At 63.0% G+C, this 25293-nt stretch carries 22 protein-coding genes; 21 read left to right on the forward strand and 1 reads right to left on the reverse strand.

All coding sequences use genetic code 11. The features are described from left to right. The first annotated feature begins 9 nt into the window (after positions 1-9). The 16 genes from QQK18_RS24940 (at position 10) to QQK18_RS25015 (ending at position 17212) form a co-directional block, all read left to right on the forward strand. Positions 10-627, forward strand: a complete 618-nt coding sequence (locus QQK18_RS24940; RefSeq protein ID WP_284343099.1) for an NADH-quinone oxidoreductase subunit C — start codon at positions 10-12, stop codon at positions 625-627. Beyond that, positions 627-1817 carry an NADH-quinone oxidoreductase subunit D gene (locus QQK18_RS24945; RefSeq protein ID WP_284343100.1) on the forward strand — a complete coding sequence of 397 codons (1191 nt, stop codon included), beginning with the start codon at positions 627-629 and terminating at the stop codon, positions 1815-1817. The genes QQK18_RS24940 and QQK18_RS24945 overlap by 1 nt, the downstream gene beginning before the upstream one ends. Further along, on the forward strand, positions 1817-3139 hold the full coding sequence (gene nuoE, locus QQK18_RS24950; RefSeq protein ID WP_284343101.1) for an NADH-quinone oxidoreductase subunit NuoE: 1323 nt from the start codon (positions 1817-1819) through the stop codon (positions 3137-3139). Before QQK18_RS24945 ends, nuoE begins: the two co-directional genes overlap by 1 nt. After that, the gene (locus QQK18_RS24955) at positions 3140-3340 is read left to right on the forward strand and encodes a hypothetical protein (RefSeq protein ID WP_284343102.1); all 201 of its coding nucleotides are present in this window, start codon (positions 3140-3142) and stop codon (positions 3338-3340) included. Between the two features lie 2 nt (positions 3341-3342). Next, positions 3343-4650, forward strand: coding sequence for an NADH-quinone oxidoreductase subunit NuoF (nuoF, locus tag QQK18_RS24960; protein WP_284343103.1), 1308 nt, complete (start codon positions 3343-3345; stop codon positions 4648-4650). A gap of 5 nt (positions 4651-4655) precedes the next feature. Beyond that, on the forward strand, positions 4656-6761 hold the full coding sequence (gene nuoG / locus QQK18_RS24965; RefSeq protein ID WP_284343104.1) for an NADH-quinone oxidoreductase subunit NuoG: 2106 nt from the start codon (positions 4656-4658) through the stop codon (positions 6759-6761). Positions 6762-6770: 9 nt separating this feature from the next. Beyond that, positions 6771-7868, forward strand: a complete 1098-nt coding sequence (gene nuoH / locus QQK18_RS24970; protein WP_284343105.1) for an NADH-quinone oxidoreductase subunit NuoH — start codon at positions 6771-6773, stop codon at positions 7866-7868. Beyond that, a complete protein-coding gene (gene nuoI, locus QQK18_RS24975) occupies positions 7868-8356 on the forward strand; it encodes an NADH-quinone oxidoreductase subunit NuoI (protein ID WP_284343106.1) in 489 nt (162 codons plus the stop codon). The genes nuoH and nuoI overlap by 1 nt, the downstream gene beginning before the upstream one ends. 10 nt (positions 8357-8366) lie before the next feature. Continuing rightward, positions 8367-8975 (forward strand): NADH-quinone oxidoreductase subunit J, encoded by a 609-nt coding sequence (locus QQK18_RS24980; RefSeq protein ID WP_284343107.1) that lies wholly within the window; start codon positions 8367-8369, stop codon positions 8973-8975. A 13-nt stretch (positions 8976-8988) separates the two neighbouring features. Beyond that, on the forward strand, positions 8989-9303 hold the full coding sequence (gene nuoK / locus QQK18_RS24985) for an NADH-quinone oxidoreductase subunit NuoK (protein ID WP_379995076.1): 315 nt from the start codon (positions 8989-8991) through the stop codon (positions 9301-9303). A gap of 10 nt (positions 9304-9313) precedes the next feature. Beyond that, entirely contained in the window at positions 9314-11407 is a 2094-nt protein-coding gene (gene nuoL, locus QQK18_RS24990) for an NADH-quinone oxidoreductase subunit L (protein WP_284343108.1), read from the forward strand. Next, positions 11407-12924, forward strand: coding sequence for an NADH-quinone oxidoreductase subunit M (locus tag QQK18_RS24995; protein ID WP_284343109.1), 1518 nt, complete (start codon positions 11407-11409; stop codon positions 12922-12924). Before nuoL ends, QQK18_RS24995 begins: the two co-directional genes overlap by 1 nt. Before the next feature lie 8 nt (positions 12925-12932). Beyond that, positions 12933-14378 (forward strand): NADH-quinone oxidoreductase subunit NuoN, encoded by a 1446-nt coding sequence (nuoN, locus tag QQK18_RS25000; protein WP_284343110.1) that lies wholly within the window; start codon positions 12933-12935, stop codon positions 14376-14378. Then, the gene (locus QQK18_RS25005) at positions 14379-15215 is read left to right on the forward strand and encodes a biotin--[acetyl-CoA-carboxylase] ligase (RefSeq protein ID WP_284343111.1); all 837 of its coding nucleotides are present in this window, start codon (positions 14379-14381) and stop codon (positions 15213-15215) included. A 77-nt stretch (positions 15216-15292) separates the two neighbouring features. Beyond that, a complete protein-coding gene (locus QQK18_RS25010; protein ID WP_284343112.1) occupies positions 15293-16966 on the forward strand; it encodes a ribonuclease J in 1674 nt (557 codons plus the stop codon). After that, positions 16967-17212 (forward strand): DUF1467 family protein, encoded by a 246-nt coding sequence (locus QQK18_RS25015; RefSeq protein WP_284343113.1) that lies wholly within the window; start codon positions 16967-16969, stop codon positions 17210-17212. It abuts the gene before it with no gap. Here the strand turns inward: QQK18_RS25015 and QQK18_RS25020 are convergent. After that, positions 17209-17523 carry an MmcQ/YjbR family DNA-binding protein gene (locus tag QQK18_RS25020; RefSeq protein ID WP_284343114.1) on the reverse strand — a complete coding sequence of 105 codons (315 nt, stop codon included), beginning with the start codon at positions 17521-17523 and terminating at the stop codon, positions 17209-17211. The two genes, QQK18_RS25015 and QQK18_RS25020, sit on opposite strands and share 4 nt — an antisense overlap. A 311-nt stretch (positions 17524-17834) precedes the next feature. Between QQK18_RS25020 and proS the strand changes: the two genes are divergently transcribed. The 5 genes from proS to QQK18_RS25045 all read left to right on the forward strand — a co-directional run bounded on the left by proS (position 17835) and on the right by QQK18_RS25045 (position 25292). Continuing rightward, on the forward strand, positions 17835-19184 hold the full coding sequence (proS, locus tag QQK18_RS25025; protein ID WP_284343115.1) for a proline--tRNA ligase: 1350 nt from the start codon (positions 17835-17837) through the stop codon (positions 19182-19184). Continuing rightward, complete coding sequence (locus QQK18_RS25030) at positions 19181-20551, forward strand: ABC transporter permease (RefSeq protein WP_284343116.1); 1371 nt, start codon at positions 19181-19183, stop codon at positions 20549-20551. Before proS ends, QQK18_RS25030 begins: the two co-directional genes overlap by 4 nt. Continuing rightward, positions 20544-21239 (forward strand): ABC transporter ATP-binding protein, encoded by a 696-nt coding sequence (locus QQK18_RS25035; RefSeq protein ID WP_284343117.1) that lies wholly within the window; start codon positions 20544-20546, stop codon positions 21237-21239. The genes QQK18_RS25030 and QQK18_RS25035 overlap by 8 nt, the downstream gene beginning before the upstream one ends. Before the next feature lie 113 nt (positions 21240-21352). Further along, positions 21353-22945 (forward strand): EAL domain-containing protein, encoded by a 1593-nt coding sequence (locus QQK18_RS25040; RefSeq protein ID WP_284343118.1) that lies wholly within the window; start codon positions 21353-21355, stop codon positions 22943-22945. Positions 22946-23009: 64 nt separating this feature from the next. Then, positions 23010-25292, forward strand: a complete 2283-nt coding sequence (locus QQK18_RS25045; RefSeq protein WP_284343119.1) for an NADP-dependent malic enzyme — start codon at positions 23010-23012, stop codon at positions 25290-25292. Position 25293: the final 1 nt, after the last annotated feature.

A 25293-nucleotide genomic window follows, 5' to 3' on the forward strand; every position in this document is an offset into this window, starting at 1 on the left:
CGGCAAGTCATGGACGAGAGTATTCAAGTCGAGCCGCTGAAAGAACTCGGCGAACACATCACGCGCTCCCTGGGTGAAGCGGTCGTCTCGAGCGAGATGGCCTACGGCGAACTCACGCTCACCGTCGCGCGCGAATCGATCGTCGACGTCGCGACGTTCCTGCGCGACGATCCGGAGTGTCGATTCATCAGCATTGTCGATGTGTGCGGCGTCGACTATCCCGAGCGGGAAAAGCGATTCGACGTCGTTTACCATTTCCTCAGCCCGCGTCTGAACCAGAGGGTCCGCGTCAAGCTCGAGGCGGACGACGTCGAGCCGGTGCCGAGTATCACCGGGGTCTTTCCCGGCGCCAACTGGTTCGAGCGCGAGGTCTATGACCTCTATGGCGTGTTGTTCTCGGGGCACCCGGACCTGCGGCGGATCCTGACCGACTATGGATTCGACGGCCATCCGCTGCGAAAGGACTTCCCGCTGACCGGCTTCGTCGAGGTGCGTTACGACGAGGAGCGCAAGCGCGTTGCGTACCAGCCGGTCCGGCTGACACAGGAATTCCGCACGTTCGATTATCTGTCACCGTGGGAGGGCACGGACTATGTGCTGCCGGGTGACGAGAAGGCGAAGCAGTAATGTCTGAAGTCGAAGTCCGTAACTTCACCATCAACTTCGGTCCTGTGCATCCATCGGCCCATGGTGTGCTGCGGTTGATTCTCGAGCTTGACGGGGAATTAGTCGAGCGGGTCGATCCGCATGTCGGACTGCTGCATCGCGGCACCGAAAAGCTTATCGAGTACAAGACTTACCTGCAGGCCATTCCCTATTTCGACCGGCTCGACTACGTCGCACCGATGAACCAGGAGCATGCCTTCGCGCTCGCCGTCGAAAAGCTGCTGGGTATCGGGGTGCCGCGGCGCGGCCAGCTCATTCGCGTGCTCTACAGCGAGATCGGCCGGCTCCTTTCACACCTGTTGAACGTGACGACGCAGGCCCTGGATATCGGCGCACTGACCCCGCCGCTTTGGGGGTTCGAGGAGCGCGAGAAGCTGATGATTTTCTATGAGCGGGCCTCGGGCGCGCGCATGCATGCGTCCTATTTCCGCCCGGGCGGAGTGCATCAGGATCTGCCGCAGGCGTTGATCGACGACATCCAGGCGTTTTGCGACACCTTCCCCAAGGCGCTCGACGACATCGACAGGCTTTTGACCGAGAACCGCATCTTCAAGCAGCGCAATGTCGACATCGGCGTCGTGCCGCTGGACGACGCCTGGGCCTTTGGTTTCTCGGGCGTCATGGTGCGCGGGTCGGGCGCGGCGTGGGATTTGCGCAAAGCCCAGCCCTACGAGTGCTACGACGAGTTGGACTTCGACATACCCGTCGGCCGGCATGGCGACTGCTACGATCGGTACCTGGTGCGCATGGAAGAGATGCGGCAGTCGACGCGCATTATGAAGCAGTGCATCGCCAAGCTCAACGCGCCCGACGGCAAGGGGCCGGTTTCCTCGCTCGACGGCAAGGTGGTGCCGCCCAGCCGCGGTGAGATGAAACGCTCGATGGAGGCGCTCATCCACCACTTCAAGCTCTATACAGAGGGTTACAAGGTACCGGCCGGGGAAGTCTATGCGGCGGTCGAGGCACCCAAAGGCGAGTTTGGCGTCTACCTCGTCTCGGACGGCACAAACAAGCCCTATCGCTGCAAGATCCGGGCGCCGGGCTTCGCCCACCTGCAGGCCATGGACTACCTCTGCCGAGGCCATATGCTGGCCGACGTGGCGGCGATCCTGGGTTCGCTCGATATCGTGTTCGGAGAGGTTGATCGCTGATGGTTGCGCGTCGCCTTGCGGATGAGTCGGTTCAACCGGCCGAGTTCGCGTTCACCAATGACAATGTCCAATGGGCGGAAAAGCGGATCGCGCTCTTTCCGGCCGGCCGCCAGCAGTCAGCGGTTATTCCGCTCCTGATGCGTGCGCAGGAACAGGAAGGCTGGGTAAGCCGCGCCGCGATCGAGAAGATCGCCCAGATGCTCGACATGCCTTATATCCGGGTGCTCGAGGTCGCGACCTTCTATACGCAGTTCCAGTTGCAGCCGGTCGGCACGCGTGCCCACATCCAGGTCTGCGGCACCACGCCCTGCATGCTGCGCGGCGCCGAGGACCTGCGCGCGGTCTGCCAGCAGAAAATCCACCCGGAGGCGCACCACACAAACGAGGACGGTACGCTCTCGTGGGAGGAGGTCGAGTGCCTGGGTGCGTGCGTCAACGCGCCCATGGTGGCAATCTTCCAGGATACCTACGAGGATCTGACGCCGGAGCGGCTCGAAGAGATCATCGATGCCTTCGCCGCCGGCAAGGGCGATACCATCACGCCCGGCACGCAGATCGAACGGCACAATTCGGCCGCCATCGGCGGACGTACGACCTTGATTGAGGAACCGACCGCCACGCGCGAGAAGTTCGTCCCGCCGGCCCCGGCGGAAGAGGTGCCAGCGGCGGCCGCAACTCCCGCACAGGCCCCGGCGCAATCTCCCACCCCCACGACTGCGGCAAAACCCAAGGACGTGACCGCGGAGTCAGCGCCGGCCATCAAGGAGCCTTCGCGCCGGGCCAAGGTCTCGCAGGCCACGGCGGAAAGCGAGCGCCGGCAAGTCAACGTCGAGGCCCGCGCCAATGGCACGCCCAATGCGGCCATGCGTGAGGGCGCCGTCGGCTCGGAGGCGGAAGGCGGAAAATTCGATACCGGCAAGGCGCCGGGTAAACGGGTGCGTTCGGAACCTGTCGAGGGTGGGACGTCGGCCGGTACACGCAAGTCATCGCCGGTCAAGGTCCGTAAAGCTGATCCCAAAGAGGTGAGCCCCACGGCCGACAGGGGCGCATTGACGCCGCTCTTTGCGATGCCAGAAGGCGCCGGGGACGATCTGAAGCTGCTATCCGGTGTCGGACCAGTGATAGAGCGCAAGCTCAATGCGCTGGGCATTACGCAATACGCGCAGATCGCCAAATTCAGGAAGGCGGATATCGCCCGCGTCGACGAAGTCCTGAACTTCAAGGGCCGCCTCGAGCGGGACGAGTGGGTCAAGCAGGCCAAGGCGCTCGCCAAGGGCGGGGTCGAGGAATACCGCAAGGTCTTCGGAAGGGACCCGCGCTAAATGGCTGACAAGGTTGCATTCGGCAAGCTTGCCGCCAAGGACTATGCCATGGGTGTGGCGTTCGTGGCCGTGGGCTTTGCCATCGTATTCGGGCTGTCGGGCGCGTTAGGCCTTGAGCTCGAGGGTTTCCTGCTCGTCATCGCCAGCGTCGTCATCGGCGTCGCGGCCTGGATGAGCTATTTGCGCAAGCGGGACGATTGAACATGCTGGCCGACAAGGATCGCATCTTCACCAATCTCTACGGCCAGGGCGACTGGACGCTCGAAGGCGCGCGCAAGCGCGGCGCCTGGGTCGGTACCAGAGAATTCATCGACCAGGGGCGTGATTGGATCACCAACGAGGTCAAGGCCTCGGGGCTGCGCGGCCGCGGCGGGGCGGGATTTCCGACGGCGCTCAAGTGGACCTTCATGCCCAAGGTCTCGGACGGGCGTCCACACTACCTGTTGGTCAATGCCGACGAGTCCGAGCCCGGCACCTGCAAGGACCGCGATATCCTGCGCCATGATCCGCACCACCTCGTCGAGGGATGCCTGCTCGCGGCCCGCGCCATGGATGCGCACCTGGCGTTCATCTATGTGCGCGGTGAGTTCATCCGCGAACGGCAACGCCTCGAGCACGCCGTGCAGGAGGCTTACGACGCCCGGCTCATCGGCAAGGACAACATCCACGGCTGGGACCTCGATATCATCGTCCATCACGGCGCCGGTGCCTATATCTGCGGCGAGGAAACGGCGCTGATGGAATCGCTCGAGGGCAAGAAAGGCCAGCCGCGCCTCAAGCCCCCGTTCCCGGCCGGCATGGGTGTCTACGGCAACCCGACGACGGTCAACAATGTCGAGTCTATCGCCGTGGTGCCGGAAATCCTGCGCCGCTCGGGCGCCTGGTTCGCCTCGATCGGACGGCCGAACAACACCGGCACCAAGCTGATGTGCGTCTCGGGGCATGTCAACAAGCCAGCCACGTTCGAAGAGGCGATGGGCATCACCTTCGAGGAGATGATCGAAAAGCACTGCGGTGGCATCCGTGGGGGCTGGGACAACCTGCTCGCGGTTATCCCAGGCGGCGCTTCGGTGCCCTGCGTGCCGGGCGAGAAAATCCGCAATGCGGCCATGGATTTCGACGGATTGCGTGAAGTCGGGTCTTCGCTCGGTACGGCCGCCGTGATCGTCATGGACAGGTCGACCGACATCATCAAGGCGATCTGGCGGCTCTCGGCCTTCTACAAGCACGAGAGCTGCGGCCAGTGCACGCCATGCCGTGAAGGTACGGGCTGGATGATGCGGGTGATGGAACGCATGGTCGAGGGCCGCGCGCAAAAGCGCGAGATCGACATGCTGTTCGAGGTGACCAAGCAGGTCGAAGGCCACACCATCTGCGCGCTCGGCGATGCGGCGGCCTGGCCGATCCAGGGCCTTATCCGCAACTTCCGTCACGTGATCGAAGAGCGGATCGACGGCTATACCTACAATTCCACCTCCGAGGGCGCCGTGCCCTCGATCGCGGCGGAGTAAATCTGATGGCAAACATCAAGGTCGACGGCCAACTCATCGACGTGCCGGACTACTTCACCCTGATGCAGGCGGCCGAGGCCGCGGGCGCCGAGATTCCGCGCTTCTGCTACCATGAGCGGCTATCGGTCGCCGGCAATTGCCGCATGTGCCTCGTCGAGGTCAAAGGTGGACCGCCGAAGCCGCAAGCAAGCTGCGCCATGTCGGTCAAGGACCTGCGTCCGGGCCCCAATGGCGAGCCGCCCGAGATGTTCACCAACACGCCGATGGTCAAGAAGGCCCGGGAAGGCGTGATGGAATTCCTTCTGATCAACCACCCGCTCGATTGCCCGATTTGCGATCAGGGCGGCGAATGCGACCTGCAGGACCAGGCCATGGCCTATGGCGTCTCGGGTTCGCGCTATATCGAGAACAAGCGGGCGGTTGAAGACAAGTATCTCGGCCCATTGGTCAAGACCTCGATGAACCGTTGCATCCACTGCACGCGGTGCGTGCGGTTCACTACGGAAGTGGCCGGCATCTCGGAGATGGGGCTCGTCGGGCGCGGTGAGGATGCCGAGATCACCAGCTACCTGGAGCGTGCGCTCTCGAGCGAACTGCAGGGCAATGTCATCGACCTTTGCCCGGTCGGAGCGCTGACCAGCAAGCCCTATGCTTTCCAGGCCCGGCCATGGGAGCTCAACAAGACGGAATCCATCGATGTTATGGACGCCGTCGGCTCCAACATCCGCGTCGATTCGCGTGGCCGTGAGGTGATGCGCTTCCTGCCGCGCGTCAGCGATGCGATCAACGAGGAGTGGATCTCCGACAAAACACGGTTCGTCTGGGACGGCCTCAGGAGCCAGAGGCTCGACCGACCCTATGTCCGCAAGAACGGCAAACTGCAGGCTTCCACCTGGGAAGAAGCGTTCGCCGCGGTCGCCGCGCGGCTCAAGAAGGCCGGCAACAAGGTCGGCGCGATCGCCGGCGATCTTGCCGCCGTCGAGGAAATGTATGCTGCCAAGGCGCTGCTCGCTTCGCTGGGGTCGGGCATGACGGACGTGCGCCCACCGATGTCTGGTATCGATCCGACGATGCCGCGCTCCGCTTATGTCTTCAACCCGACCATTGCGGGGATAGAGGAGGCGGATGCCATCCTGATCATTGGCGCCAATCCGCGCCTTGAGGCCTCGGTGCTCAATGCGCGTATCCGCAAGGCTTGGCGCGCCAGGAACCTGCCGATCGCCGTCATCGGCGAACGCATGGACCTGACCTATCCGTACGAATATCTGGGCGAAGGCTTTGAGACTCTGGCCGATCTGGCTGCCGGTAACGGCGCTTTCGCCGAGACCTTTAAGAAGGCCGAACGGCCGCTGATCATCGTCGGCGAGGGTGCGGTTTCGCACGCGACGCTGGGCAAGCAGGTTGGCCGCGACGTGATCGCGCTCGCCGCAAAGCTCGCAACCTCGGGCGACGCCATTGCCGAAGGCTGGAACGGTTTTGCCTTCCTCCACAACGCGGCGAGCCGCGTGGGCGGGCTCGACATCGGGTTCGTTCCGCATGACGGTGGCGTGTGCTCGGCAGACCAGATCGCACTCGCCGGCAAGGGCGAGCTTGACGTGCTGTTCCTGCTCGGTGCCGACGAACATGACATGTCGGCCATGGGCAAGGCCTTCGTCGTCTATATCGGTACGCATGGCGATGCCGGCGCCCATCGGGCCGATGTGATCCTGCCGGCTGCCGCCTATACCGAAAAGAGCGGCACCTACGTGAACACCGAGGGTCGGGTGCAGATGGCCGCCCGCGCCGTCTTTCCGCCGGGCGACGCCAAGGAGGACTGGGCGATCATCCGGGCGCTGTCGGCCGTGATAGGGAAGCCGTTGCCGTTCAACTCGCTGGCGCAGCTGCGTGCGGCGATCTATGCCGAATTCCCGCACCTTGCGCGGATCGACGCGATCGAGGCGGGCAAGGTTGCCGATGTCGCAAAGCTTGCCAGGGCCGCGACCAAGACCATTTCGGCGCCGTTCGCCTCGCCGGTCACCGATTTCTATCTGAGTAATCCGATTGCGCGCGCCTCGGCCATCATGGGCGAATGCGCGGCGCTGGCGGCCGGCCAGCGGCAAGCGGCGGAGTAGGGGAGCGACATGGATTTCATACTCGCCGCGCTCGACTATCTGCTCGGCATCCCCGTCCTTGGCTGGGGCGAGCAGGTCGGCTTCGTCTACAAGGGGCTGCTGCTGCTCGTCTCGCTGCTGATCTTTACGGCCTTTATCCTGCTGGCTGACCGTAAGGTCTGGGCTGCCGTGCAAATCAGGCGCGGTCCGAACGTCGTCGGGGCGTTCGGCCTGCTGCAGTCGTTCGCCGACCTCCTGAAGTTCGTCTTCAAGGAGCCGATCATTCCGGCGGGCGCCGACAAGGCGGTGTTCCTCCTTGCCCCGCTGGTGACGGCGCTGCTGGCGCTATCGGCCTGGGTAGTCGTGCCGATCGATGCCGGATGGGCGCTCGCCGACATCAATGTCGGCATCCTCTACATCTTCGCCATTTCCTCGCTCGGGGTCTATGGCGTGATCATGGCCGGCTGGGCGTCGAATTCGAAATATCCGTTCCTTGGCGCGTTGCGCTCGGCCGCGCAGATGGTTTCCTACGAGGTCTCGATCGGCTTTGTCATCGTGACGGTCCTTCTTTGCGTCGGGTCGCTGAACCTGACCGACATCGTCATCGCCCAGCAGGAAATGGGCCTCGCCCATGCCATCGGCCTGCCGTGGCTGTCGTTCCTCAACTGGTTCTGGCTGCCGCTCTTTCCGATGTTCGTCATCTTCTTCATTTCGGCGCTGGCCGAGACGAACCGCCCGCCATTCGACCTGCCGGAAGGCGAATCCGAACTCGTTGCCGGGTTCATGGTCGAGTATTCTTCGACGCAGTACATGACGTTCATGCTGGGCGAGTACATCTCGATCCTGTTGATGTGCGCCTTGACCACCATCCTCTTCCTCGGCGGCTGGTCGTCGCCCATCGATCTGCCGCCCTTCACCTGGCTGCCGGGGGTGTTCTGGTTCGTCCTGAAGCTGTCTCTGGTCTTCTTCATGTTCGCCATGACCAAGGCCATCGTTCCCCGCTACCGCTACGATCAGCTCATGCGGCTCGGCTGGAAAGTCTTCCTGCCCATCTCGCTCTTCATGATCTTCGTGGTGGCATTCGTGCTCCAGTTCACTGGCTGGGGCTGGCACGGAGGAGTTGCCTGATGCGTGCCGCTCAGTTCGTCAATTCGCTGCTCCTGAAGGAATTCGTTTCGGCCTTCTTCCTGGCCATGCGCTACTTCTTCAGCCCGAAGCCCACCATCAACTATCCCTTCGAGAAGGGGCCGATCAGTCCGCGCTTCCGCGGCGAGCACGCGCTGCGCCGTTATCCCAATGGGGAAGAGCGCTGCATCGCCTGTAAGCTCTGTGAAGCGATCTGCCCGGCGCAGGCCATCACCATCGAGGCGGGGCCACGCCAGAACGACGGCACGCGCCGGACGGTGCGCTACGACATCGACATGGTCAAATGCATCTATTGCGGCTTCTGCCAGGAAGCGTGCCCGGTCGATGCGATCGTCGAGGGCCCGAATTTCGAGTTCGCCACCGAGACCCGCGAGGAGCTCTATTTCAACAAAGACAAGCTGCTCGCCAACGGCGACCGCTGGGAGCGTGAGATCGCGGCGAACCTTGCCGCCGACGCGCCCTATCGCTGAGAGGGAGAGGATGACCCTTCCACTGTTCTTTTTCTATGTGTTCTCGATCGTGGCTGTCGCGTCGGCGCTGATGGTGATCGCCTCGCGCAATCCGGTGCACTCGGTCCTGTTCCTGATCCTCTGCTTCGTGAATGCGGCCGCGCTGTTTCTTCTGGCCGGCGCAGAATTCCTGGCGCTGATCCTGGTCGTCGTCTATGTCGGCGCGGTCGCGGTGCTCTTCCTTTTCGTCGTCATGATGCTCGACGTCGACTTCGCCGAGATGCGACAGGGTATGCTGCAGTATGCGCCGGTCGGCGTGCTGGTGGGGGTGATCCTGCTGCTCGAGCTGCTGTTGGTCGCAGGCAGCTTTGCGGTTTCGCCCGAGGTCACCGGCGGGGCGGTTGTGCCCATCGAGAGCGGCATCGAGAATACGCGCGCGCTGGGTCGGATCATCTATACGCAATACGTCTACCTCTTCCAGGCGGCCGGTCTCGTGCTGCTGGTCGCCATGATCGGTGCGATCGTCCTGACGCTGCGCCACAAGGCGGGAGTCAAGCGCCAGGATCCTGCCGTTCAGGTCGGGCGTAAGAGGAGCGAGACCTTGCAGGTGGTCAAGGTCAAGAGCGGGCAAGGGCTTTAAGAGGAGAATGCAAATGGGCTTGGGTATCGGGCTCGGTCACTATCTGAGCGTGGCGGCAATCCTCTTCACGCTTGGCGTTTTCGGGATCTTCCTCAATCGCAAGAACGTCATCATCATCCTGATGTCGGTCGAGCTGATCCTGTTGTCGGTCAACCTCAATTTCGTGGCGTTCTCGGCCGAGCTAGGCGACCTGCAGGGGCAGGTGTTCGCCCTGATGATCCTGACGGTCGCGGCGGCGGAAGCGGCGATCGGCCTTGCGATTCTCGTGATCTTCTACCGCAACCGCGGCTCCATCGCGGTCGACGACATCAACATGATGAAGGGCTAGGGCGCTCGCCATGATTCAAGCGATTGTCTTTCTGCCCCTCATCGGGGCGCTCGTTGCAGGCCTGCTCGGCCGTACCCTCGGGCACCGCAACAGCGAATACCTGACGACGGGAGTGCTGCTCGTTTCGGCGGTGCTTTCCTGGATTGTCTTCATCCCGGTCGCCTTTGGCGACGGGCTTGTCGGCGCGGTCGTCGACGAGATCAACCATGGTGCCGTGCTCAAGATCGAGGTGATGCGCTGGGTGCAGGTCGGGGATATGGACCTGCGGTGGATCCTGCGCGTCGACACTCTGACGGCCGTCATGCTCGTCGTCGTCACAACCGTCTCGAGCCTCGTGCACGTCTATTCCATCGGCTACATGGCCGAGGATCCGCACCGCAGCCGGTTCTTTGCCTATCTCTCGCTCTTCACCTTCGCCATGCTGATGCTGGTGACTGCCGACAACTTCCTGCAGATGTTCTTCGGCTGGGAGGGCGTGGGCCTGGCGTCCTACCTCCTCATCGGTTTCTGGTACACGCGCCCGTCGGCCAATGCGGCCGCCATCAAGGCCTTCGTCGTCAACCGTGTCGGCGACTTCGGCTTTGCCCTCGGCATCTTTGCCGCCTTCATGGTGCTGGGCCACATCGATTTCGACGGCGCCTTCCATGCGGCGCCGGAAGCGGCGGACGCAACGATCCGGTTCCTGTCGTGGGACTTCCACGCCATGACGGTCGTCTGCCTGCTGCTGTTCATGGGCGCCATGGGCAAGTCGGCACAGTTCCTGCTCCATACCTGGTTGCCGGACGCCATGGAGGGCCCGACGCCGGTCTCGGCGCTCATCCATGCGGCAACGATGGTCACCGCCGGCGTCTTCATGGTGGCACGCCTCTCGCCGCTGTTCGAAACGTCGCCAGCGGCGCTGATGGTCGTCATCGCCATCGGTGCGATCACTGCGTTCTTTGCCGCGACCGTTGGCCTCGTTCAGAACGACATCAAGCGCGTCATCGCCTATTCGACCTGTTCCCAGCTCGGTTACATGTTCGTCGGGCTCGGCGTCGGAGCCTATTCGGCCGGCATCTTCCACCTCTTCACCCACGCCTTCTTCAAGGCGCTGCTGTTCCTCGGTGCCGGCTCGGTGATCCACGCGATGCACCATGAGCAGGATATGCGGAACATGGGGGGATTGAGGACCAAGATCCCAGTCACCTATTGGTTGATGATGATCGGCACGCTGGCGCTGACCGGTGTCGGCATTCCGGGGACCAACTTCGGCTTTGCCGGATTCTTCTCCAAGGACGCGATCATCGAGAGCGCCTATGCCTATGGCGGCACGCTCGGGTCCTTCGCGTTCTGGCTCCTGGTCATCGCCGCGCTGATGACGAGCTTCTATTCATGGCGGCTCGTCCATCTCACCTTCCACGGCTCACCGCGCGATCGGCTGCATGGACATTCCGCCCATCCTGATCCGGCGCATGCGGCGGTCGAGACGCATCACGAGCCGATCGACGACAGCAACGCCGACGACCACGGCGATCACCACGGCAGCGCGCACGAGAATGCGCACGAGTCGCCCAACGTCATGCTGATTCCGCTCTACGTCCTGGCCGCCGGCGCGGTGCTCTCGGGTGTCGTCTTCTACGGCATGTTCTTCCATGATGTGGAGCACATCGAGCACTTCTTCGCTGGCTCGATCTTTGTCGATCACGAGCTCATCGAGGCGGCGCATGGTGTGCCCCTCTGGGTCAAGTTGTCGGCCACCGTCGCCATGCTGATCGGGTTCGTCACCGCCTGGTACATGTATATCCGCGATCCGGAGACGCCGGCGCGTCTGGCCGAACGCAATCCCGGGCTCTACAAGTTCCTCCTCAACAAGTGGTACTTCGACGAGCTCCACGACACGATCTTCGTCAAGCCGGCCCTTTGGATCGGTCGCGCCTTCTGGCGCGGGTTCGATGACTGGCTGATCGACGGCAAGATTACCGAAGGTCTCGGCCGGCGGGTGCAGAACGTCACGTCCTGGGTGGTCAGGCTCCAGTCCGGCTATCTCTATCACTATGCCTTCGCCATGCTGATCGGCGTTGCGGCCATCCTCACCTGGGCGATCACCGCCGGGGGACTGCTTTGATGACCTTTGAGACTTCGATTCTTTCCATTCTCACCTTCCTGCCGCTCTTCGGGGCGGCGGCCATCCTTCTGGTTCCGGGACGCGATGCGGCCTCGTTCAACCTGGTGCGCTGGATCGCGCTGGTGACGACGCTCATCACCTTCGCGCTTTCGCTCGTCATGTGGGCGGCGTTCGATCCGGGGCACGCCGGATTCCAGTTCGTGGTCGATTCCCCGTGGATCGGCGATAGCATCGGTTATCGGGTCGGCGTCGATGGCATTTCGGTGCTGTTCGTCGTGCTCTCGGCGCTGCTGATGCCCATCGTCGTGCTCTCGAGCTGGGATTCGGTCGAGCAGCGCGTCAAGGCGTACATGGTGGTATTCCTGGTGCTCGAGACGCTGATGATCGGCGTCTTCGTCACGCTCGACCTCGCCATGTTCTACGTCTTCTTCGAAGGCACGCTGCTGCCGATGTTCCTCATCATCGGCATCTGGGGTGGCAAGCGCCGCATCCAGGCGAGCTACAAGTTCTTCTTTTATACGTTCGTCGGCTCGGTCCTGATGCTGCTGGCCATGATGGCCATGTTCTGGAACGCGGGCACTTCCGACATCGTCCGGCTGCTCAACCACCCGTTCCCGCCCGACATGCAGGTCTGGTTGTGGCTGGCGTTCTTTGCCTCCTTCGCGGTCAAGATGCCGATGTGGCCGTTCCACCGCTGGCTGCCGGAAGCGCACGTCGAGGCGCCGACCGCCGGCTCGGTGATCCTGGCGGCGATCCTCCTGAAGCTCGGCGGATATGGTTTCCTGCGCTTCTCGCTACCGATGTTCCCGGATGCCTCCGCCCAGTTCGCCAACTTCGTGTTCGTTCTGTCGGTGTGCGCCATCATCATCACCTCGCTGGTGGCGCTGGTGCAGGAAGACATCAAGAAGCTGATCGCCTACTCATCGGTGGCCCATATGGGGTTCGTCACCATGGGGATCTTTGCGGGCAATGCGCTCGGCATCCAGGGCGCGATGTTTCAGATGATCTCGCACGGCCTCGTTTCGGGCGCGCTGTTCCTCAGCGTCGGCGTCGTTTACGACCGCATGCACACGCGTGACATCGCCGCCTATGGTGGGCTCGTCGAGCGCATGCCGCGCTATGCCTTCGCCTTCATGATCTTCACCATGGCCAATGTGGGCCTGCCGGGCACGTCTGGATTCGTCGGTGAGTTCCTGACCATGCTCGGCGTCTTCCAGGTCAATACCTGGGTGGCGTTCGGCGCGGCCTTCGGCGTCATCTTCTCGGCGGCTTACGCGCTCTGGCTCTACCGCCGGGTCATCTTCGGTGCCCTGACCAAAGAATCGCTGAAGGGCATTCTCGATCTCTCCTTCAAGGAGAAGGTGGTGCTCTATCCGCTGATCGTGATGATCATCGTCTTCGGCTTCTATCCGGCGCCCATTCTCGATACGACCGCAGGCGCGGTCGATGCGCTCGTCGCTCATTATTCCTCCGCTGTCGGGCTCCCTGCCGAGCCGATGGTCGCGGTCGCCCACTAGGAGTTGCCATGAACTCGGACATCACCAGCCTGGCGAGCCTGGCTCCAGCCTATCCCGAGATCTTCCTGGTGCTGGCGGCACTAGCGCTGCTCGTCGCCGGCGTCGTTCTCAACAAGGAGCGTTCAGTCGTTGTTACGGTCGGGGCCATTGCGGCGCTGGTCGTCGCAGGACTGCTCGTCATCTTCCAGTCGCCGGACGGCGTGCTGTTCAACGGCGTTTTCATCTCCGACAGTTTCTCGCGCTACATGAAGGCGCTGATCGTCGGGGGCTCGGCATTCGCGCTCGTTCTTTCCTATTCGAACGCGACCGAGAACGGTGTGCACAAGTTCGAATATGCGGTCCTGGTGCTGACGGCCACGCTCGGCATGATGACCATGGTTTCAGCCAACGACCTGATGAGCGTCTATGTGGGCCTCGAGCTGCAGTCGCTCTCGCTTTATGTGGTGGCGGCGATCAAGCGCGACAGCGTCAAGGCGACGGAGGCGGGCCTTAAATATTTCGTTCTCGGCGCGCTCTCGTCGGGGATGCTGCTCTATGGCGCTTCGCTGGTCTATGGATTCACCGGCCACACCAATTTGCAGGAAATCGTGCTGGCAATCGCCACGGAGGGCCGCTCGATCGGGCTCATCTTCGGCATCGTGTTCCTGCTTGCCGGCCTTGCCTTCAAGATCTCGGCGGTTCCGTTCCACATGTGGACGCCCGATGTCTATGAAGGCGCGCCGACGCCGGTGACGGCATTCTTTGCCACCGCGCCCAAGGTCGCGGCGATGGCATTGCTGGTGCGTATCGTCATGGACACGTTCGAGCCGATCACGCGTGACTGGCAGCAGATCATCATCTTCCTCTCGATCGCCTCGATGGTGCTCGCCGCCTTCGCCGCCATCGGGCAGCGGTCGATCAAGCGCCTCATAGCCTATTCCTCGATCGGTCACGTGGGCTTCGCACTCGTCGGGCTCTCCTCGGGCACGCAGGTTGGCGTCGAGGGCGTTGCCATCTACATGGCCATCTACATCACCATGACCGTGGGGCTCTTTGCCTGCGTCCTGTCGGTGCGCACGGCCGACGGCTATGTCGAGAACATCGACGAGATGGCAGGTCTCTCCAGGGAGCGACCGTTCGTTGCCGCCGTCATGGCCATCCTGATGTTCTCGCTGATCGGCCTGCCGCCGCTCGCTGGGTTCTTTGCCAAGTGGCATGTGTTCTTGGCCGCCATAGAAGCGCAGCTTTTCGTCTTGGCGGTCATCGGCGTCCTCGCTTCGGCGGTCTCGGCTTTCTACTATCTCCGGGTGGTCAAGGTCATGTATTTCGACGAGCCGGTCGCTCGCTTCGAGGCGGTGCCACGCGAGCTCAACGTCATCATGGCGATCACCGGCTTTCTGATGATCGCCTATTACTTCACGGTTGGCAGTCCGTTGGCGAGCCTTGCGCACACGGCTGCAGGAAGTCTGCTCTAGGTGGCCGGCTTTCTTCTCGGTGCAAACGCGCGTTCCGCCGGCTACCGGCTGGTGGGTTTCGACAACATCGGGTCGACCAACAGCGAGGCTTTGGCTGCCGCGGCGGCTGGCGATCCCGGGGGGATCTGGTTCGCGGCGTTGCAGCAGACTGCCGGCAGGGGGAGGCGGGGGCGACCCTGGGCTTCGCCTCACGGCAATTTGGCGGCGAGCCTGCTCATCGTTCCCGATGCGGAGACGGCGGCAACCGCCACGCTCGGTTTCGTTGCGGGTGTGGCGCTCAGCCGCGCGCTCGGTTCGATCCTGCCGGGCAGGCTGGTGCGTATGGGCATCGACGGGGCCGACGGCACGGTGAACGGTCATAATGCGCGCATCGCACTCAAGTGGCCAAACGACGTACTGGCGGATGGCGCCAAACTTGCGGGCATCCTGCTCGAGGCGCAGAAGCTTTCGGACGGTCGTCATGCCATCGGCGTCGGCTTCGGCGTCAATGTCGTCCGTTCGCCCAAGGACGTGCCGTATCCGGCGACCAGCCTTGCCGAACTGGGCATCGATCGGTCGGCGTTCGACGTATTCGAGGCCTTATCGGAAGCCTGGGTGGAGGTATTCGGCCTCTGGCGCGATGGGCGCGGTGTTGCCGACGTCCTGGCCCATTGGCGATCGGCCGCAGCCGGCATTGGCGCACCCGTGGCCGTCAGCCATGACGGACGGGTGGTGCGCGGCATTTTCGAGACCATAGACGACGACGGTCGCTTGGTGGTGCGCGCCGAGGACGGGCTGCGCATCGCCATCACGGCGGGCGACGTACATTTTGGGGCTACGGCCAGCGCCCGAAGCTGACCGACGACAGAGGTGCAGACTGCAGCGGACGAGGGAATCGCCTCGATCGCGTCTGCCCGTATTTTGGGAACGACACAATGGCAAGGACACAGCAGGACGAGCTGGTCTTCGTGCCCCTGGGGGGCGTCGGTGAAATCGGCATGAATATGGGGGCGTACGGGTTCGGACCCGAACGCAACCGCAAGTGGATCGTCGTCGATTGTGGCGTTACTTTCGGGGACCCGAGCCTGCCGGGTATCGAGCTCATCATGGCCAATCCGGAGTTCCTCGAGGATCGGATGGACGATGTCCTGGCATTGATCCTCACGCATAGCCACGAGGACCACTACGGAGCAACGCTCGATCTTTGGCCGGCCTTCGACAAGCCCGTGTTCGCCACGCCGTTCACCGCCGCCATGCTCGCCGCCAAGCGGGCAGGGGACGGCATCGTCGAGAATGTCGACGTGACCATCATGCGACCGGGCAAGCCCTTCACGGTGGGGCCGTTCACCGTCGAGGCGATCAACGTTGCTCACTCGATCCCGGAGTCCAACAGCCTGCTGATCACGACGCCGATCGGACGGGTGCTGCACACGGGGGATTGGAAGCTCGATCCGACGCCCGTCGCCTCGCCACCGACCGACACAGAACGGCTGCAGCGCATCGGCGGCGAGAGCGGCCTTCCGCTCGCGCTCGTCTGCGATTCGACCAATGCGATGAAGGATGGGGAAAGCCCCTCCGAGACAGACATCGCCGCGACCCTTGCCGGCATGATCGCCGAGGCCCCCCACCGGGTGGCACTCACCACCTTTGCCTCGAATGTCGGGCGGGTCATCTCGATCGTCCGCGCAGCGCAGAAGGCGGGCAGGGAGGTGGTGATGTCCGGCCGGTCGCTCCACCGCATCACGGGCATTGCGCAGGAATTGGGGATGCTCGAGGGCCTGCCGCGGCTCCATGACCAGGATGCCTACAAGTCCATTCCGCGCGACAAGTGCGTGTTGATCTGCACGGGCAGCCAGGGTGAGCCGCGTGCGGCGATCGCCCGCATTGCCCGCGGAGAGCACCCGGTTATTGATCTCAATGCCGGCGACCGGGTGATCTTCTCGTCGTGGGCCATTCCCGGCAATGAACGCGAAGTCATAGACATCCAGAATATGCTGATCGATCGCGGTATCGACGTCGTTACGCAGAAAGACGGGCTGGTGCATGTCACCGGCCATCCGCGCCGCGACGAGCTGCGCAAGCTCTACTCCTGGGTCAAGCCGCAGGTGCTGGTTCCAGTGCACGGCGAGGCCATGCACCTGCAGGCGCATGCGCGGCTGGGGCGTGAGGAAGGTATTCCTGACGTGATCGAGGCCCGCAATGGTGACCTCGTGCGGCTCTTTCCCGAGCCCATGGCGTTTCCGGCCGAGGTGCGCGCGGGCGAACTCTATCTTGACGGGCTTGTCCTCTGCACGCCCGAGGAGAGCGGGGTCAAGGGCCGCCGCCGTCTCTCGTTCGGCGGTCATGTGGTGCTTTCGCTCTGCGTCAATCGCAACGGCGAGGTGGCTTCCGGTCCCGACCTCGTTATCGAGGGCCTGCCCGAAACCGAGGACGAATCCCTGACCGGGCTCGTCGAGCACACGATCCAGGGTGTGCTGAAGAGTGTGCCGCCCAAGCGGCGTGCCGATCCGGTGGTCCTGCAGTCGGCGCTGTTCAAGGCCATACGTGGCGAGGTCAATGCCTATTGGGGGCGCAAGCCCAACGTCACCGTCTTCGTGCACCGGGTCTAGATGCAGATCGGTTCGATCATCGCGGTATATTTCGTTGTCTGGTGGCTGTGCCTGTTCATGGTGCTGCCGTTCAAGGTGCACAACCAGATCGACGATGGCCAGGTGACGCCCGGTACGGAGCCGGGCGCGCCGGCGCTGCTGCGTCTTTGGCCCAAACTTCTCGTGACGACCGCGCTCGCGGGGGTGCTGACGGTGTTGCTCCTCTGGGGCATATCCAACCCGACGCTCCAGGAGTACTGGCGTTAGCGCTTTGGCAGCGCGTGTTGCCAGGCCATTTCGAGGGCCGCGCGTAGTTCGGCCTCGTCGACCGCAGCGAGCGTCATCGTGGTCCAGCCCTTCCGGCCCCAGGCATTCTGGATCGGTGCGAAGGCTTGGGGCGCCATCATCACCTTGAATTCCTGCTCGTCCGGCGCGAGGTTGAGATTGGCGGTCAGTCCGTCGGCGGCAAGGGTTGCGTAGATACGCTTGACCTTGAACGCGGCGCGATCGAAATGCGGCGCTTCGGTGGTTCCCTCAAGGCTCATTGCCACACGCCGCAGGTCACTTGCGTTCGCCATCTCCCGTCCCCGCGATTATCTTCAAAACGCGAAACAAAAAAGCAGGGCATGAAGCCCTGCTTGATGGAGTTGCGCGACAATACGTTGGTCTTAGGCCAGCTTCGCAGCGGCGGCCAACGCTCCTCCCTTGACGTTGTCGGCGTCCGGCGGTTTGGAACCACCTTCATGTTATTGCGCGCGACCCTAACAACATGTCGTGGGGCTGTCACGTAGAATCTGCATGGCTTCCATGCTTGCAACGGATGGACGAGTACGATTTGACTGTGCGACGGCAAAAGCCTTGAGTCGGGCCTAGTCAGATCGGAGTTGCAATGCGCCTTTCCCGTTACTTTCTGCCCGTGCTGCGCGAAGTGCCCAAGGAGGCCGAGATCGTTTCGCACCGGCTGATGCTGCGCGCGGGGATGATCCGCCAGCAGGCCGCCGGACTCTATTCCTGGCTGCCGCTCGGCTACAAGGTGCTGATGAAAATCCAGCGGATCGTCGAGGAGGAACAGAACCGTTCCGGTGCCATCCAATTGTTGATGCCGACGATCCAATCGGCCGAACTCTGGCGTGAGAGCGGGCGCTATGACGCCTATGGCAAGGAGATGCTGCGCATCGAAGACCGCCACGAGCGCGAGTTCCTTTATGGGCCGACCAATGAGGAGATGATCACTGACATCTTCCGCGCCTACGCCAAGTCCTACAAGGACCTGCCGCTCAATCTCTACCACATCCAGTGGAAGTTCCGCGACGAGGTCAGGCCGCGCTTCGGCACCATGCGCGCACGCGAGTTCCTGATGAAGGATGCCTATTCCTTCGATCTCGACAAGGACGGCGCGGTCAAGGCCTATGAGCGCATGTTCGTTGCGTACCTGCGCACCTTCCACCGCCTCGGGCTCACAGCCGTTCCCATGCGCGCCGACACCGGACCGATCGGAGGCGACCTCAGCCACGAGTTCATCGTGCTCGCCGACACGGGCGAGAGCGCCGTCTTCTGCCACAGGGATTTGCTCGACAAACCCATACCTGGTCCCGACACCGATTTCCGCGGCGACCTTAAACCGATCGTCGACGACTGGACCTCGCTCTATGCAGCGACGGAGGAAATGGTCGACATGGCCGAATACGAGGAGGCGGTGCCCGAGGACAAGCGGGTCTCGGCCCGGGGCATCGAGGTCGGCCATATTTTCTACTTCGGTACCAAGTATTCAGAGCCCATGAACGCAAAGGTCATGGGACCGGACGGCAAGGAAGTGGCGGTGCACATGGGGTCCTATGGCATCGGCCCCTCACGGTTGGCAGCCGCCATTATCGAGGCCAGCCATGACGAGGCGGGGATTGCCTGGCCGGTGAGCGTTGCGCCGTTCGAGGCAACGGTCATCAACCTCAAGGTGGGCGATGCCGCCTGCGATACCGCGTGCGGAAAGCTCTATGAGGACCTGCAGGCGGCCGGCATCGACGCTCTTTACGATGATCGCGACCAGGCGGCCGGCGCCAAGTTCGCCACGGCCGACCTCATCGGCATTCCTTATCAGGTGGTGTTGGGGCCGCGCGGACTCTCGTCCGGCGAGGCCGAGATCAAGCACCGCAAGAGCGGTGAGCGCGAGACGCTGCCTATCGGCGATGCCGTCGCGCGTCTTAAATCCCTTATCGAGCCGCAAAGGCGCAACACGATTTGAACCAGGCACTCCCGCCCACCCTCGACAGGGGCACCCGCGCATTCTCGCGCTTCGAGTGGCTGGTCGCCGGTCGTTATCTGCGGGCGCGCCGCTCCGACACCTTCATCTCGGTGATCGCCGGGTTCACCGTGGCAGGAGTGGCCATCGGCGTTGCCGCGCTCATCGTTGTGCTTTCGGTGATGAACGGATTCCGCGAGGAGCTGCTGAGCAAGATCCTCGGCCTCAACGGCCACTTCACCGCCTTTCCCATCGAGCAGCAGTTCACAGATTACAAGGACCTCGTCGACCGTATCGAAACCGTCGACGGCGTCACCTATGCGGTCTATTTCGTCGAGGGGCAGGTACTGGCCTCCGGCACGACCGAGTCGACGGGAGCGTCCGTGCGTGGGATGGATCTCGAGAACATCGAGAAGCTGCCACTCTTGCGCAATTCCGCCATTCTGGGCGGCTGGGACAACTGGGACGAGAGCCGAGGGGTTGCCATCGGCTATCGGCTGGCGCAGCGGTTGGGTGTCAGCATCGGCGATCCGGTGACCATCATCAATCCCGACGGTGCGACCACCCCCTTTGGTACGACACCGCAGATCCGGTCCTACCCGGTCAACGTCATCTTCGACCTCGGCATGGTCGAGTTCGATAGTTTCTTCATCTACATGCCGCTCCAGGCCGCACAGGACTACTTCAAGCTCTATGAAGACGTGCTGAAGCCCGGACATCCGCCGCTCGATCCGATGGCCAGCGACGAGGAGATCGATGCGGCCTACGACCGGATCTATCGCGCCACGGCTGCGGAAATCTTCATTGCCAATCCGGACGATGTCGGGCGCATGCGCGAGCGCATCCAGAGTGCAGTGGGCGATCGCCCGCTCGTGCTGACCGATTGGCAACAGCGCAATGAGACGTTCTTCTCGGCCCTGCAGGTCGAACGGGTGGTGATGTTCACGATCCTGTCGCTGATCGTGTTGGTGGCGGCCTTCAACATCATCTCTTCGCTGGTGATGCTGGTCAAAGACAAGGCCGCCGACATCGCCGTGTTGCGCACAATGGGAGCGACTCGCGGCTCGATCATGCGCATCTTTTCGATGACCGGCACGGCCATCGGCGTTGCCGGCACGCTGATCGGGCTCATCCTTGGCCTCATCATCGCCGCCAACGCCGAGCCGCTGCGCGCGTTCGTCTCCAATACGCTGGGCGTGGCGATCTTTCCGCCTGAGATCTTCTTCCTGTCGCGGCTACCGTCCAGGACCGATCCCACCGAGGTGATCGTCGTCGTTTGTGTAGCCCTGGCACTGAGTTTCCTCGCCACCATCTATCCGGCCTGGCGAGCTGCCCAATACGATCCCGTCGAGGCGCTGCGCTATGAGTAAGCCACATCTGGTTCTCAAGGGCGTGCACCGTCACTACGGGGAAGGCGAGAAGCTCGTGCGCGTGCTCGAGGCGGCGGATCTGACCGTCATGAGCGGCGAACTCGTGGCCATCGTCGCCCCGTCCGGCGCAGGCAAGTCGACGTTGCTGCATCTTTGCGGCCTGCTCGAAAGCCCGCAGGCGGGGGAGATCGACATCCTCGGCGTCTCGACAAGCAGGCTTGGCGATCGCGCCCGCACGCAGCTGCGCCGGTCGGCTGTCGGCTATGTCTATCAGTTCCATCACCTGCTGCCGGAGTTCTCAGCGCTCGAGAACGTCTCGATGCCGCAACTCATAGCGGGCAAATCTCCGGCAGAGGCAGAGAAACGCTCGATGGAGCTGCTCGATCTTCTGGGCATTGCGCCGCGGGCGAGCCATCGCCCCGCGGAACTCTCGGGCGGCGAGCAACAGCGAGTTGCCATCGCACGCGCGGCGGCCAATCATCCGCGCGTCATCCTTGCCGACGAACCGACGGGTAATCTCGATCCAGCGACCAGCGACCTCGTCTTCGAGGCGCTTGCCGCGCTGATCAAGAACGAGGGCGCGGCTGCGCTGATCGCGACGCATAACCACGATCTCGCCCGCCGGGCCGACCGTATCGTGACGCTGCGCGATGGCCTTATCGTCGATCATCAGCTTGCGCTGGCCTAACGGCAGCAAGAGGGGAAGTCTTCTTTCCCTAAGCGGCTCGGCTCATTAGCGAAACCTTAGCATGTGACGGCTAAAGCTCGCCCCTATTGCAGGCGACTGGTCGGGCTTCCATTTTGAAATCCAACTATTCAAATGTCCTGACCCTCTTCTGCGCAATCCTGGCTTTTTTGCCTATCGTGGCCGTCGACTACCTGCTCGATGGCTATGTGCGCACGCACGAACAGGATGTGCTGCAGCAGACAGCCGACGGTGTTGCCAGCCAGATCCGCACGACGACCGAGGGCGCTGTCGAATCGCTGCGACGGATCATCGACGACAGCCCGTCGCTCTGCACGCCGACCTTCATCGCCCATGTGCACCGCGAGATCACCACTCAACTTACACTGAAGCAGGTCCTGGTCGAGAATGGCGATGGCGTTCAGTATTGCGACGCCTTCGGTCGCCCTGTCGCCTATTCACCGCTTTCGGAAGTCCTGCCAATACCCGGCCGGGCCGAGACGCTGCAGGTCGTGCGCATTCCGAACATGGAAATGCCGGTTCTGAAGCTGGCGCGTGCCTATGGAGACAGCCGGACCGTGGCCGGCTTCGTGCCGCTCCTCGGTCTGCCGCCGGACTCTCTTATCCATGGGCTTGCGCCGGCAGGAATGGTGCGGGTGTCGCTGACCAACGCAACGCCGATACTGAGCTCCGGTGGAGCAGAGGCCTATGATGCGCGCGGTTCGGGCGACGACTTCGTTTCGGCTCAGGCCTTTGCCGGAGCGCTACCGCTGCGCGTCGAGGTCGCAGTGCCCTTTGCCATGGCACGTGCCCGCTATGCGGACCTCGACCTCAGCCTGACGGCGATCGCCTGCCTAATGAGCGCGGTTCTGCTGATAATGGCGCTCTACTATGTGCGCCGGGCTGGTGTGCCGTCATTCGATCTCGAGCGCGCCATTGCGCGCGGCGAGATCAAGCCATTCTACCAGCCGGTCATCAATCTGCGTACCGGAGCCTTGCTCGGCTGCGAGGTTTTGTGCCGCTGGGAAAAGCGTAACGGCAAGATCGTGCCGCCGGGCGCCTTCATTGAGCACGCCGAGGCTACGGGGCTCGCCATTCCCATGACGCTGTCGCTGATGGAACAGGTGAAAGCAGATCTGGGACAACTGGCCCGGGACATGCCGAACCTCAAGATCTCCATCAATCTCTTCGACGGTCATTTCCAGGATGGGGCGATCGTCGAGGATGTGCAGGCGATCTTCGGCGGCTCGCCGATTGCCTTTTCGCAGCTGGTGTTCGAGATCACCGAGCGGCGGCCGCTGGGCAATTCCATGCAGACCCATGCGGTGATCTCCGGGCTCCACGCGCTTGGCGCGCGGCTCGCGCTCGACGACACCGGCACAGGCCACTCGAACCTTGCCTATCTTGCAACCCTGGGCGTCGACATCATCAAGATCGACCGGGTGTTTGTCGATATGATCAAGCCGGGCGTGGCCCAGGTGCCGGTGCTCGACGGGCTCATCGCCATGTCGCGGGACCTGGGAACCGAGATCGTGGCCGAAGGTGTCGAAACGGAGGACCAAGCGCTTTATCTGCGGGCCCGGGGGGTCTACCAGGCGCAAGGATTCCTCTTTGCTCCGGCCCTGCGTGCCAGCGCCTTCAAGGAGCTGGCGTCGGCGCTGGCCACGATTGCGCCGGTGGTTGCCGGATCGCCGGCGTACGCTGCATAGAACTCTTTCAATTCGCCCCGAATGATGGCACCTACGGCGCGCAAAGTTCGCAGGAGACGTTCCCGTGCCGTCTGACGCCGACCAGCAGCGCGCCGCGCTACGCGAAGCCGCGCTGCATTTCCACGAATTTCCCAAGCCTGGAAAGCTGGAGATCCAGCCGCTCAAGGCCCTTGGCAACCAGCGCGACCTGGCGCTCGCCTACTCGCCGGGGGTGGCGGCGCCCTGCGAGGAGATCGCGGCCGACCCGGAAAATGTCTCGCGCTACACCTCGCGCGGCAATCTCGTTGCCGTCATTTCCAACGGCACCGCTGTTCTGGGTCTCGGCAATATCGGAGCGCTGGCCAGCAAGCCGGTGATGGAAGGCAAGGCGGTGCTGTTCAAGAAGTTCGCCGGCATCGATGTGTTCGATATCGAGATCGACGAGACGGACCCGAAGCGCTTTATCGACGCGGTGGCGCCGCTCTGGCCGACCTTCGGCGGCATCAACCTGGAAGACATCAAGGCGCCCGACTGCTTCGAGATCGAGGAGGTTCTGCGCGAGCGCATGCCGATCCCGGTCTTCCACGACGATCAGCACGGCACGGCGATCATCGTGGGTGCCGCTGTGCTCAACGGGCTCGAGCTCGCCGGCAAGAGGATCGAGGACGTCAAGATCTGCACCTCGGGGGCAGGGGCGGCGGCAATCGCCTGCCTCAATGTGCTGCTGGGGCTCGGCGCGCGCCTGGAGAACATCTGGGTCGCCGACAAGGATGGACTTGTCACGCACAAGCGGCATGACGTCGCGGACCGCTGGCGAGGCAAATTCGCCCAACAGAGCGAGGCAACGACCCTGGCCGACGTCATTGATGGCGCCGACGTCTTCCTCGGACTTTCGGCACCGGGCGTGCTGAAGCCCGAAATGCTTCTGCGCATGGCGCAAAAGCCGCTGATCCTGGCGCTGGCCAACCCTATTCCCGAAATCATGCCGGAACTGGCCAAGGAAACGCGGCCAGATGCGATGGTGTGCACAGGCCGGTCCGACTACCCGAACCAGGTCAACAATGTCCTCTGCTTTCCGTTCATCTTTCGCGGCGCGCTCGATATCGGAGCGACGACGATCAACGAGGAGATGAAGCTCGCCGCCGTCCGGGCCATTGCCAAGCTTGCCCACGAGCCGGGCCTGGAGGTCTCGCCATCGGGGGCGCCGGCCGTCTATGGGCCTGACCATATCATTCCCAATCCCTTCGACCAGCGGCTGATCCTCAGGATCGCGCCTGCGGTCGCGAAGGCGGCGATGGACACGGGCATCGCCAAACGGCCGATTGCCGACTTCGACGCCTATCGGGACAGTCTCATCCGCTTCGTCTTCCGCTCTGGCCTCGTCATGAAACCCATCGTCGACAGGGCGCGCGGGCAGGGTCAACGCGTCGCCTTCGCCGACGGCGAGGACGAGCGGGTGTTGCGGGCAACGCAAGTGCTCCTCGAAGAGCAGATCGCCCGGCCCATCCTCATCGGGCGGCCGGCGGTGATCGAGGCGCGCATCGAGCGCTTCGGGCTAACACTGAAGCCTGGCGAGGATTTCGAAGTCATCAATCCGGAGGACGATCCGCGCTATCGCGACTATGTGGCGCTCTTCCATTCGCTGGTGGGGCGCGACGGCGTGACCCCCGACACGGCGCGCACGATTGTTCGAACCAACACGACTATCATTGCCGCCCTTGCCGTCAAGCGCGGGGAAGCCGATGCCCTCATCTGTGGGCTCACTGGGCGCTACATCAAACATGTGCGCGATATCCGTTCGGTGATCGGCCTCCAGGAGGGGGTCAACGATCTTTCGGCGCTTTCGATGCTGATCATGCCGCGGGGCGCATTCTTCCTGGCCGACACTTATGTCAACACGGACCCGACGGCCGAGGAGATCGTCGCTATCGCACTGCAGGCGCGCGATCATCTTCAGCGGTTCAACATCGAGGCGAAAGCGGCACTGCTCAGCTACTCCAACTTCGGCTCGCGGGACGGGGAGAGCGCTTTCAAGATGCGGGAAGCCTATCGTTTGCTCAAATCCGTTGCGCCCGAGCTCATCGTCGAGGGCGAGATGCAGGGCGACCTTGCGCTCAACTCGGAGCTGCGCGAGCGCTACATCCCGGATACCATCCTCAAGGGAGAAGCAAATCTCCTGATCTTCCCCAATCTCGATGCTGCAAATCTCTCGATGACGCTCCTCAAGGAGATGAACAACGCGCTCTCGATCGGACCCCTCCTGATGGGCACGCGTGCGCCGGCCCATATCCTGGCACCCTCGACAACGAGCCGGGGCATTGTGAACCTGACCGCGATCGCCGCCACTGAGGCGCTCGGCGGGGCGTGAC

It is taken from the genome of Devosia nitrariae, from assembly GCF_030160115.1.
Taxonomy (GTDB): domain Bacteria; phylum Pseudomonadota; class Alphaproteobacteria; order Rhizobiales; family Devosiaceae; genus Devosia; species Devosia nitrariae.

Bases quoted from the DNA above. Each gene is read 5' to 3' on its own strand.
- nuoI (WP_284343106.1), top strand. From the start codon at position 7,868: ATGCGTGCCGCTCAGTTCGTCAATTCGCTGCTCCTGAAGGAATTCGTT.
- QQK18_RS25010 (WP_284343112.1), top strand. From the start codon at position 15,293: ATGGCAAGGACACAGCAGGACGAGCTGGTCTTCGTGCCCCTGGGGGGC.
- QQK18_RS24945 (WP_284343100.1), top strand. From the start codon at position 627: ATGTCTGAAGTCGAAGTCCGTAACTTCACCATCAACTTCGGTCCTGTG.
- nuoN (WP_284343110.1), top strand. From the start codon at position 12,933: ATGAACTCGGACATCACCAGCCTGGCGAGCCTGGCTCCAGCCTATCCC.
- QQK18_RS24955 (WP_284343102.1), top strand. From the start codon at position 3,140: ATGGCTGACAAGGTTGCATTCGGCAAGCTTGCCGCCAAGGACTATGCC.
- nuoG (WP_284343104.1), top strand. From the start codon at position 4,656: ATGGCAAACATCAAGGTCGACGGCCAACTCATCGACGTGCCGGACTAC.
- QQK18_RS25020 (WP_284343114.1), bottom strand. From the start codon at position 17,523: ATGGCGAACGCAAGTGACCTGCGGCGTGTGGCAATGAGCCTTGAGGGA.
- nuoE (WP_284343101.1), top strand. From the start codon at position 1,817: ATGGTTGCGCGTCGCCTTGCGGATGAGTCGGTTCAACCGGCCGAGTTC.
- proS (WP_284343115.1), top strand. From the start codon at position 17,835: ATGCGCCTTTCCCGTTACTTTCTGCCCGTGCTGCGCGAAGTGCCCAAG.
- nuoH (WP_284343105.1), top strand. From the start codon at position 6,771: ATGGATTTCATACTCGCCGCGCTCGACTATCTGCTCGGCATCCCCGTC.
- QQK18_RS24995 (WP_284343109.1), top strand. From the start codon at position 11,407: ATGACCTTTGAGACTTCGATTCTTTCCATTCTCACCTTCCTGCCGCTC.
- QQK18_RS24940 (WP_284343099.1), top strand. From the start codon at position 10: ATGGACGAGAGTATTCAAGTCGAGCCGCTGAAAGAACTCGGCGAACAC.
- nuoF (WP_284343103.1), top strand. From the start codon at position 3,343: ATGCTGGCCGACAAGGATCGCATCTTCACCAATCTCTACGGCCAGGGC.
- QQK18_RS24980 (WP_284343107.1), top strand. From the start codon at position 8,367: ATGACCCTTCCACTGTTCTTTTTCTATGTGTTCTCGATCGTGGCTGTC.
- QQK18_RS25015 (WP_284343113.1), top strand. From the start codon at position 16,967: ATGCAGATCGGTTCGATCATCGCGGTATATTTCGTTGTCTGGTGGCTG.
- nuoL (WP_284343108.1), top strand. From the start codon at position 9,314: ATGATTCAAGCGATTGTCTTTCTGCCCCTCATCGGGGCGCTCGTTGCA.
- QQK18_RS25035 (WP_284343117.1), top strand. From the start codon at position 20,544: ATGAGTAAGCCACATCTGGTTCTCAAGGGCGTGCACCGTCACTACGGG.
- nuoK (WP_379995076.1), top strand. From the start codon at position 8,989: ATGGGCTTGGGTATCGGGCTCGGTCACTATCTGAGCGTGGCGGCAATC.